The following is a 10192-nucleotide window of genomic DNA, read 5'->3' as shown; positions in this document are numbered from 1 at the left end:
TGGATAAATGTGCAAAGTAGGTGTTAATGGTATGGCCTTCAGGGATAGGGTAGTCAGGCAGAAAGTATTTACCTAATTGCAGGGTAACGTTACAACGTTTGGCAATTTGATAAGTATTTTCAATTGCAGAGGGAATGTCTGCAAATAATTCCGCCATTTGTTGGCCAGATTTAAAATATTGCTCTGGAGAGTAATTTTTTGGTCGGCGGTTATCCCCTAATACATAACCATCGGCAATACAGACCCGGGCTTCGTGTGCTTCAAAGTCCATTTCTTTCATGAAATGCACATCGTTATGTGCAACCACACCTATGTTATATTTTTTAGCCAGTTTTAAGGCTTCATAGTTGAAGTCATCTTCGCCTGAACGACCTGTTCGGCATAGAGCCAAATAAACACGATTGCCGAACTTTGCAATCCATTCTTCGAGTAAAGGTTCAGCTTTTTGCGGATTCGATGTACAGAGCATTTTGCCGACATCAGATTGTATGCCAAGTAGAGCAATCAGGTCGTGGTTTTGCTCTAAAATCCAGTCTTTTGCAACGCAAGGAATATCAAGCTGTTGACCACGGATAAAACCCTCGGAAACCAGTTCAGTCAGATTACGCCAGCCAACATTGCTCATCGCCAATAAAGTCACGCGATGTTCAGCATCATTCAAGCGAACTTCTGAACCCATAATTGGTTTGATGCCATTATCTAAGCATTTACCATAAAACTTTACAGCAGCATGTAAGTTAGATAGGTCAGTAATGGCAAGGGCTGGCATACCTTCTGCCTTAGCAGCTTTGACTAAATCAGGTATACGTACAATTGATTCTGTGATTGAAAATTCTGTATGAATACCAAGATGTACAAAGTGCATAAGTGAGTCCCTGCAAAAACCGCTAAATAGTTTAACATGCTCTGCCTTCATTCTGAGTGCGATTCAAATGAATTGGCAAAATTTAATAGCATGTAGCGTTTGGACTGTATATTTTATTGTCAGTAACTTTAAAACAACTTAGAAAAGGCAATGTCAGTCCTTGTTCTTGGCATAAAAAGATTTTAGCAGGCCACCGCTTGCTGAACGGCAAAACTGTTTAGCCGTCCATTTTTAAAACCGAAGCTGAGATAAGCCGTGTAGGGTGGGGCAAAGTCTTGCGGTTCTTTCAAAAAAGCTTTGATTTCACTGGGCTGCAAGAGCAGGATTTGGGCTTGGCCTGATGCTGCTATACCTTGTGCACTGTATTTAAAGTCTTGTTTAAATTGCTGCAAAGTATAATTCGGCGTGATGTGAATATTTTGCACGCGTATGTTTTCGCTCATGCCTTGAGTACTTTTCCAGTTAAGCCAAACACGGCCTTTGGTTTGACCGAGTTGTTTAAAATTCGCTTTGTCTTTATAGAATTTTTCAGTCTGAATCTTGGGATTATCTTCGTTAAAAATTTCAAACTTTAGGGTTTTGTATTGGGCATTTGCAGTACTGTATTCATAGTTGCCTGTGCATTCAGTATATTGCTTGCTGACTTTTCCATTCGATTGAGCGAGCAATTGACTGACTTGATGTGCTGTCACAGGGGCATTCAGTTCGACCTGATTCACTTTCACACTGGTGACGTAGTCATACGTATTTGGCACTGCATGACTGAGTATCGGCAAAAGACTTATACTTAGAAATAAAATGGGTGTTTTCATGGTGATGATTTTAAAGTCGTAATTTTGAATTCTTTGTGTTGTCATTATATAAAATTTAAATCTGAAAAAAAGCTCTCAATATTGAGAGCTTAATTTTGTTAACGCAGTTTAGACAACCAATCCCCAACGGATTGTACAATTTGTACCATGATCAACAGCACAATCACCGTGAGTATTACAACACTAGTATCAAAACGTTGATAACCATAAGAAATAGCAAGGTCACCAATACCACCTGCACCTACTGCACCAGCCATCGCGGTTGCGCCAATTAAGCTAATCGTGGCTGTGGTTAAGTTCAAAATCAGTGAACTACGTGCTTCAGGTAAAATAAACTTAAAAATGATTTGTAGCGGTGTTGCGCCCATGGCTTGAGCAGATTCGATAATTCCTTCATTCACTTCAAGCAATGACGTTTCGACCAAACGACCAATATAGGGTCCAACGTAGATCGTAAGAGGAACAATTGCCGCCCACGTGCCAATCGAGGTGCCTACGATCAGTTTAGTTAAAGGTAGAACTGCAATGAGCAAGATAATAAAGGGTAGAGAGCGCAGGGCATTCACAATCGGGTTAAGAATGTGATAAATCGCTTTGTTGGGTAAAATACCATCTGGGCGTGTCACCAATAAAATGATGGCCTGAATAAAGCCCCAAATACAGCCAAATAGCATTGCAAAAAACACCATATGAAAGGTTTCTTGCAAAGCGGTAATGAACTGATCAATAGATAGTGAACTTTTCCAAAACGGCGCGGTAATTTGAGTTAACCACTGGACAATTAAATCTCTCATGCCAGTTCTCCTGATTGCTCAACAGCCACACCATGCTGTTTTAAAAACTCCACTGCTTCAGTAATTAAAGTTTCATCCCCTAATAACTGAACAAACATTTGGCCAATCACATTGCCATCAATTTCAATCATGTTGGCAAATAGGATATTGAGACTAATATCAAACTGTCTAATTAAATTTTGGATCACGGTTTCATGTGCAGACTGACCAAGGAACTGTAAGCGATAAATACTGTGATGGTGCTTATGTTCCAAATTATTCAGCAGTTTAATCGGTAACTGTTGATGCAAAATCGTTTGAATAAAATTCTGCGTTGTTGCATGTTGTGGACGACTAAACAAGTCCACTGTTTTTCCAGTTTCAACCACTTTGCCGAGTTCCATCACGGCCACATGTGAGCAGATGCTTTGAATCACATCCATCTCATGTGTCACCATGACGATGGTAATGCCTTGCTCTTGATTGATTTTTTTGAGCAAGTCTAAGACCGACTTGGTGGTTTGTGGGTCTAGTGCAGAAGTTGCTTCATCACAAAGTAAAATTTTAGGATGGTTGGCAAGCGCACGAGCAATACCGACACGTTGTTTTTGACCACCCGAGAGCTCGTCTGGATAAGCTTCTTTTTTATGCTTGAGGTCAATAAACTCAAGTAGCTCATTTAAACGTTTTTCACGTTCAGCTTTGCTATAACCTAAAAGTTTCATTGGCATTTCAATATTGGCTGCAACAGTTTTGGTCTGCAGTAAATTGAAATGCTGGAAAATCATGCCAATATTTGCACGTTCTTGACGTAATGCTTTTGCATCTAATGCAGTAAAGTCTTTTTGATTGATAATCACTTGGCCTTGGGTTGGGCGTTCAAGTAAATTGATCAATCGAATGAGGGTACTTTTACCTGCACCACTATAGCCAATAATGCCAAAAATACTGCCCTCTGGAATGTCCAAATTGATTTGGTCCAGTGCAGGAATGGTTTGGCCTTTTAGCTGATAGTGCTTTGAAATGTTTTTAAATTGAATCATATCGTCAAAAACTACACAAAAATGAAAAAACAGGCAAAGAGACTTTGCCTGTTTCGTTGATTTGATTATATTACTATTTAGCTTGAGTAAGGTAGCTTACTGGCTTGTTCACATCAATTTTTGTGCCACCAAAATGCTCTTGAACATATTTGCCTACTGCAGCGACATGGTAAAGCTCACCAACTTTTTTCAGTACAGGGTCGTTTTGACGCGCTTCAGCCACAGCAAGAACGTTGACGTTCATTTTCGTGGTTTGGTCGATTGGCTCATAGTAAATCGCATCTTTCAATACGTTTAGACCACCTTCCATTGCAAGGGTATTCCCCAACACAATTGCATCAACTTCGTCTTTCACACGTACAGCCGTTGCCATTTGAATAGGCTTGATGACAAGTGCTTTGTTGTTTTCAACGATGTCTTGAGATGTACCTTTCACAAAGTCAAAGTCATTTTTTAACTTCACAAGACCCGCAGATTGTAATAATAACAATGCACGTGATTCGTTCGCACCGTCATTTGGAATCGCAATCGTTGCACCATTTTTAAATTCAGCCAGTGTTTTTACTTTGCTTGAGTAAATACCCATTGGCTCTAGGTAGGTGGTAGAAAGCGGAGCAATCTTCGCTGTGTTTGCTTCGTTGTAGGCAACCAAATAAGCATAAGATTGGAATGCGTTGACATCGACTTCATTGTTTGCAACAGCGGTGTTCATTGCAACATAGTCAGTGAAGTTTTTAATGTCTAATTTTAAACCTGCTTCTTTGGTTTCTGGCAAAGTTGCAATATAGCGCCAAATGTCCGCATCAGACCCTGTCGATGCGATAGTTACTGTTTGCTCAGCAGTGGTTGCTGTATCCTTTTTAGTTGCATCTGTTGCAGGTGCTTCAGGTTTACTACAACCTGTTAAAACAACAGATAAACCCAGTGCAATTCCTAGAATTTTTTTCATTTTTTCTTCCCGAGTAAGCATCCAAATGAGGTATCACTTACCTGAACTATAGAGAGATTAATTGATTTTAAATCAGACATTCCTGATTTGATGCATAAGACTGTAATGTGTGTTTTGCAAGCTTGCAATGCTATATCAGTCGTATATGTTTCCTTCATATTTAAAAAATGATGCTTTTCAAATAACGAGTAACATATATGCTCAATCGTTAAATTTTGCACATCATATCAACAAAGTAATATTCGATATAGAGCATAAAAATTTAATACTTATCTGATTTTAAGATTAGCAATAGCGCGGTACTTTATATTTTTATAGTGAAAACAATATATTATTTTTAATTAAACTATTAAAAAATAATGGTTTGTTTAATTTTTGTTCTTTATAAGATTTTATCTAAACTAAATACAAAAAATAGATATAAGCTGAATAAAGTCTCGGACGAAAATACGGATATTTCTGCGATTGAAAGGCTGAATCAGATGAAATTATAAAGATGTAAGCAGTTCAATGCTTATGATTAGGTTTGTTTGAGTATTTGAGTCAATGCAAAAACTGAGCCTATCGCTGTTTATTCTTAGATAGTAGTGAAGACAGGAGAATCGAGCATATTCGTTGGTATTGCCTACGACTATCCTAGAATAGCCATAGGCGGTTAAGGCTAAAAACTCAAATTACTGTAAAAAGGTTTTAGATTCATAATTTGGATTCGGATAACTATAAAAACCCTGTCCTGTTGGCATACCGAGGTGACCAGGCTCAATAAATTCTGTTTGCAGTCGATTCATGAGACGTGCCATCAGTGGGTTGGTATCGGCATGCAATTTTGCAACGTTATATACTGTGTTAATGCCAATAATGTCTAAGATTGCAAACGGACCTTTGGGTGAACCAAATGACTTCATCCATGCTTTATCTACGGTTTGTGGATCAGACACTTCATTGATCCAAAGGTCTAGTGCTGAAATTAAAAACGGAACCAGCATTGAGTTGAGGAGATGGCCAGGTTGTTCTTTGTAAATTGGCAGTGGTAACATTCCAATCGCTTTGGAAAATTCAACTAACTGGTTGAAGACGCTAAGATCTGTAGATGCATGTCCCATAATTTCAGCCATGTTATTCACCCAAATCATATTAGCAAAATGCAAGGCTAAAAACTTTGCTGGGCGTCCAGTCACTTCAGCAAATTCGCTTGGCAATAACGTCGACGTGTTGGTTGCAAAAATAGTTTTTTCAGGTGCAACTTGGCTTAATTTTTCATAAAAATCCCGTTTAATAGCTGGATCCTCTGGTACAGCTTCAATCACAAGGTCTGCATCTTTGACTGCTTCGGCAAGGTTCGAATGATAACTAAGATTGTTAAATGTATTGTCGAGTTGATCTTGGGTTGCATTGAGATCACGTTTATAGCATTCACATAATTCAAAAAATTTGGCTTTGGCTTTGCCAAGCACTTCATCATTGATGTCATAAACGCTGACTTTAAAGCCGTGAAATGCGGTTTGAAATGCAATTTGATAGCCGAGTACACCACTACCTGCAACAGTGACATTTTTAAAGTTCATTCTATTTTCCTTTTTTGTCTTTAATGATGAATGTAGTTTTCATATCCATGAGCTACATTTTTAGGACAACATTTTATTTGCTTGATATACAGTATCAATGAAGCAATAAAATGTTCATTGGAGCTATTCTGCCGAGACATTTATATGTTAACTTGACAGAATGAGTCTATTTTTTGACTTGTTGAGACAGGAATTGTTGGAATGAATCAGGAAGATTCGCTCGCGGTTTTACGCCATAAAAATATCCATGATGACATGGTGCATAGTTCCGGTTTACGGGGATACTTGGATCTTATGCAACAATTGGGAATAGACCCAATACCGTTATTGGAAAAATATGGTATTCAACTTGGGCAATTACAAGATGATAATGCGTGGATATCACACACTGCAATGATTCAGCTTTTAGAGGATAGTGCACAGCAGACCCATTGTCCTGATTTCGGCTTACGTATTTCCCAGTATCAAGACATTGGTATTTTAGGTGTGCTCGGGCTAATTTTACAGAGTGCTTCTACACTGCGAGAAGTGATTAAGTACAGTTCAGATTTATTGTTTCTTCATGGTTCGGCATTGCGGCTATATATTAATGAAGCCATTGCCGCCGATTTATTTGAGCCACATGCGGATATTGTTGCAATCGTTTTTGATATACAGCTAAATGATTCGACTCCTATTTTGAGTAAACGCCAGTCTATGGATCTTGGGCTTGCCGTATGTCATCGTGTTATGCGCTATTTAAGTGGTGAACAATATCAGCCACTGAAGGTGACATTACCACATAGTCCAATCGCGCCTTTAAGTACGTATAAGCGTTTTTTTCATACAGATGTGCTTGAGAACCAACAACATGCAGCCTTATTTTTACATAAAGATATGTTGAATATTACTTTGGCTAGTATTGATCATGGTCTACGTGAAATTGTGGATAGTTATCTTGAGCGGAGCTTTCGCAGTCATCAGGGTTCATTGAGTGATCGCGTACAACATGCGATACGTATTCATTTGTCTGGACCTAAAGCCAATAAAACGGATATTGCGTGTATGCTTGCGATGCACCCGCGAAGCTTACAACGTAAATTAGATGAAGAGGGCACAAGTTTCGAACAGATCCGAGATAAACTTAGACAGCAATTATTACTGCAATATTTAGCCGACTCAAAAGCATCAATGAGCCAAATTGCTTCAGTATTGGGTTTTTCTGAACAATCTGCGTTAAGTCGTGCTTGTAAAAATTGGTTTGGTGTGGCACCGCGCCAGTTGAAAAAGCTGAGAAATCAAGATCAATAAAAAACCCGCATTATTATGCGGGTTTTTAACTTAACTGACTCAGTTGAAATTAAGCATTTTCACGAGCAATCGCGCGGTAACCAATATCTTTACGATATTGAACACCCTCAAAAGTTACTTTTTGGCAAAGTTCTAAAGCTTTGGCTTGTGCTTCACCGATTGTATTCCCTAGTGCAGTTACGCAGAGTACACGACCACCAGCAGTCACGATCTCGCCATTTTCATTGGCCTTCGTGCCAGCATGGAACACTTTAGCATCGGTCATTTGTGTATCTAAACCTGAAATCACATCATCATTGCTTGATGTTTCAGGGTAGCCTTTAGATGCCAGTACGATACCGACCGTTTTACGGTCATCCCACTGTGCTTCTTCTGGAAGCTTTCCTGCAATACCTGCTTCTACTAATTCAACCAAAGATGATTGTAAACGCATCATAATCGGTTGAGTTTCAGGGTCACCAAAACGGCAGTTGAATTCGATCACACGTGGTTGACCCGCATCATCAATCATCAAGCCTGCGTATAAGAAGCCTGTATAGACATGACCATCGGCTTTCATACCATCAACTGTCGGACGCATCACTTCCTTCATGACTTTGTCAAAGACATCGGCAGTCACCACAGGAGCAGGAGAGTAAGCTCCCATACCGCCTGTGTTTGGACCTTGGTCACCTTCAAAAATGCGTTTATGATCTTGCGACGTTGCCATTGGTAAAATGTTGTCGCCATCAATCATACAAATGAAAGAGGCTTCTTCACCTGCAAGGAATTGCTCGATTACGACACGTGAACCTGCATCACCAAATTTGTTGCCTGCCAACATGTCATCAATTGCATCAAAAGCTTCTTGATTGGTCATGGCTACAATCACGCCTTTACCCGCAGCAAGACCATCTGCCTTGATTACGATAGGCGCACCATTTTTTTCAACAAAAGCTTTCGCTGCATCGACTTCAGTAAATACATCATAGAATGCTGTAGGAATGTTGTGGCGCTTTAAGAAGTGCTTAGCAAAAGCTTTCGAGCCTTCTAACTGAGCAGCAAATTGAGTTGGTCCCCAAATTTTAAGCTCTGCCGCGCGGCAGGCATCCACTACACCATTTACAAGCGGTGCTTCTGGGCCAACAATAATCAAATCTACCGCATTATTTTTTGCAAAGTCGATAATTGCAGGGTTGTCTAAAATGTTAAGCGCAACATTTTCACATTTATTTTCTGTCGCTGTACCTGCATTACCAGGAGCTACAAATACTTTTGCAACTTTCTCATCTTGTGCGATTTTCCATGCCAATGCATGTTCACGACCGCCATTACCCAAAACTAAAATGTTCATCTAAAAATCCCTCAAAGAAAAGAATCCCTCCCGACCTCCCTTTAAAAAAGGGAAGGGATCACGCATGAAAACCAAGGTTTCTTACGTGAAAAGTCCCCCTTTTTACAAAGGGGGATTTAGGGGGATTAATAAATATGACTTCTAATCAATTAATGACGGAAGTGACGCATACCAGTAAAGACCATCGCAATGCCTGCTTCATCCGCAGCAGCAATGGTTTCTTCGTCACGCATAGAACCGCCTGGTTGGATAATACATTTAATGCCTGCTTTCGCTGCATTATCAATACCATCACGGAACGGGAAGAATGCATCCGATGCCATAACCGCACCTTCAACCACTAAACCGGCATGTTCCGCTTTAATCGCAGCAATACGCGCTGAGTTAACACGGCTCATTTGACCTGCGCCTACACCAATGGTTTGACGACCTTTAGCATAAACAATGGCATTTGATTTCACGTATTTCGCAACTTTCCAAGCGAAGATCAAATCATCAATTTCAGCTTCAGTTGGTGCGCGTTTGGTCACAACTTTTAGATCATCTTTTGTGATCATGCCCAAGTCTTGGTCTTGAACCAATAAACCACCGTTAACACGCTTGTAGTCTAACTGCGGAGCACGCTCATCAATCGCTGGTAATTCACCGCACACCAATACACGAACATTTTTCTTTGCACCAGTGACTTCAAGTACGCCATCGGCAATGCTTGGAGCAATGATTACTTCTACGAATTGACGGTCAACGATTGCTTGTGCAGTTGCTACATCTAGCTCACGGTTGAATGCAATGATTCCACCGAAAGCAGATTCTGGGTCAGTTGCATAAGCCAAGTCATAAGCGGTTTGAATACCGTCTAATGAAACTGCAACGCCACATGGGTTTGCATGTTTCACAATGACGCAGGCTGGTTTAGCAAAAGATTTAACACATTCAAGTGCTGCATCGGTATCCGCGATGTTGTTATAAGAAAGCTCTTTACCTTGAAGTTGTTTCGCTGTTGAAACAGAGGCTTCAGTAGCTGTGCTTTCTACATAGAATGCAGCTGATTGGTGCGGGTTTTCACCGTAACGTAAGTCTTGAGCTTTATTGAGCTGTGTATTGAAAGTACGAGCAAACTTGTCCGCTTCACCTTCAGCTTTGCCTACGCGCGCGCCAAGGTAAGAAGCAATCATGCCATCGTATTGTGCAGTGTGTTCGAAAGCTTTGACTGCTAAATCAAAACGAGTTTCATAAGACAACGCGCCATCTGCTTTAAGCTCGGCAACAACGGTGTCATAGTCAGAAGCATTTACAACAATACCTACAGACGCATGGTTTTTCGCAGCAGCGCGAACCATAGTTGGACCACCGATGTCGATGTTCTCTATGGCATCTGCAAGTGAACAGTTCGGTTTAGCGACTGTTGCAGCAAATGGATAAAGGTTCACAACTACAAGATCTATTGCATCGATATTGTGTTCAGCCATCACAGCTTCGTCTAGACCGCGACGAGCTAAGATACCACCATGAATTTTCGGGTGTAGCGTTTTTACACGACCATCCATCATTTCTGGGAAACC

At 40.3% G+C, this 10192-nt stretch carries 9 protein-coding genes; 1 reads left to right on the top strand and 8 read right to left on the bottom strand.

Annotated elements, in window-relative coordinates:
- The 6 genes from B4F08_RS07175 to B4F08_RS07150 all read right to left on the bottom strand — a co-directional run.
- A partial coding sequence (locus tag B4F08_RS07175) for a PHP domain-containing protein (RefSeq protein WP_291373950.1) occupies nt 1-865 on the bottom strand: 865 nt, incomplete at its 3' end.
- 182 nt (nt 866-1047) lie between these two features.
- Nucleotides 1048-1677, bottom strand: a complete 630-nt coding sequence (locus tag B4F08_RS07170; RefSeq protein ID WP_291373949.1) for a hypothetical protein — start codon at nt 1675-1677, stop codon at nt 1048-1050.
- Between the two features lie 98 nt (nt 1678-1775).
- Nucleotides 1776-2471 carry a methionine ABC transporter permease gene (locus B4F08_RS07165; RefSeq protein ID WP_086207757.1) on the bottom strand — a complete coding sequence of 232 codons (696 nt, stop codon included), beginning with the start codon at nt 2469-2471 and terminating at the stop codon, nt 1776-1778.
- On the bottom strand, nt 2468-3493 hold the full coding sequence (locus B4F08_RS07160) for a methionine ABC transporter ATP-binding protein (RefSeq protein WP_291373948.1): 1026 nt from the start codon (nt 3491-3493) through the stop codon (nt 2468-2470). Before B4F08_RS07160 ends, B4F08_RS07165 begins: the two co-directional genes overlap by 4 nt.
- 73 nt (nt 3494-3566) lie before the next feature.
- Nucleotides 3567-4442 (bottom strand): MetQ/NlpA family ABC transporter substrate-binding protein, encoded by an 876-nt coding sequence (locus B4F08_RS07155; RefSeq protein ID WP_086207755.1) that lies wholly within the window; start codon nt 4440-4442, stop codon nt 3567-3569.
- Nucleotides 4443-5116: 674 nt separating this feature from the next.
- Nucleotides 5117-6007, bottom strand: a complete 891-nt coding sequence (locus B4F08_RS07150) for a 3-hydroxyacyl-CoA dehydrogenase (protein WP_291373947.1) — start codon at nt 6005-6007, stop codon at nt 5117-5119.
- A gap of 201 nt (nt 6008-6208) precedes the next feature.
- Between B4F08_RS07150 and B4F08_RS07145 the strand changes: the two genes are divergently transcribed.
- Nucleotides 6209-7297 carry an AraC family transcriptional regulator gene (locus tag B4F08_RS07145; protein ID WP_291373946.1) on the top strand — a complete coding sequence of 363 codons (1089 nt, stop codon included), beginning with the start codon at nt 6209-6211 and terminating at the stop codon, nt 7295-7297.
- A 49-nt stretch (nt 7298-7346) separates the two neighbouring features.
- Here the strand turns inward: B4F08_RS07145 and purD are convergent, their stop codons facing one another.
- Nucleotides 7347-8630 carry a phosphoribosylamine--glycine ligase gene (gene purD / locus B4F08_RS07140; protein WP_291373945.1) on the bottom strand — a complete coding sequence of 428 codons (1284 nt, stop codon included), beginning with the start codon at nt 8628-8630 and terminating at the stop codon, nt 7347-7349.
- A gap of 149 nt (nt 8631-8779) precedes the next feature.
- The coding region (gene purH / locus B4F08_RS07135; RefSeq protein ID WP_291373944.1) for a bifunctional phosphoribosylaminoimidazolecarboxamide formyltransferase/IMP cyclohydrolase at nt 8780-10192 on the bottom strand (1413 nt) is incomplete at its 5' end.

This window comes from Acinetobacter sp. UBA6720, assembly GCF_002454215.1.
Taxonomy (GTDB): Bacteria; Pseudomonadota; Gammaproteobacteria; order Pseudomonadales; family Moraxellaceae; genus Acinetobacter.
Note: the sequence above shows the minus strand (reverse complement) of the source record. Positions and strands in the feature narration are given on the sequence as shown.

Excerpts from the sequence above, each read along its gene's own strand:
- B4F08_RS07145 (WP_291373946.1), top strand. The coding sequence starts at position 6,209 with ATGAATCAGGAAGATTCGCTCGCGGTTTTACGCCATAAAAATATCCAT.
- purD (WP_291373945.1), bottom strand. The coding sequence starts at position 8,630 with ATGAACATTTTAGTTTTGGGTAATGGCGGTCGTGAACATGCATTGGCA.
- B4F08_RS07155 (WP_086207755.1), bottom strand. The coding sequence starts at position 4,442 with ATGAAAAAAATTCTAGGAATTGCACTGGGTTTATCTGTTGTTTTAACA.
- B4F08_RS07165 (WP_086207757.1), bottom strand. The coding sequence starts at position 2,471 with ATGAGAGATTTAATTGTCCAGTGGTTAACTCAAATTACCGCGCCGTTT.
- B4F08_RS07150 (WP_291373947.1), bottom strand. The coding sequence starts at position 6,007 with ATGAACTTTAAAAATGTCACTGTTGCAGGTAGTGGTGTACTCGGCTAT.
- B4F08_RS07160 (WP_291373948.1), bottom strand. The coding sequence starts at position 3,493 with ATGATTCAATTTAAAAACATTTCAAAGCACTATCAGCTAAAAGGCCAA.
- B4F08_RS07170 (WP_291373949.1), bottom strand. The coding sequence starts at position 1,677 with ATGAAAACACCCATTTTATTTCTAAGTATAAGTCTTTTGCCGATACTC.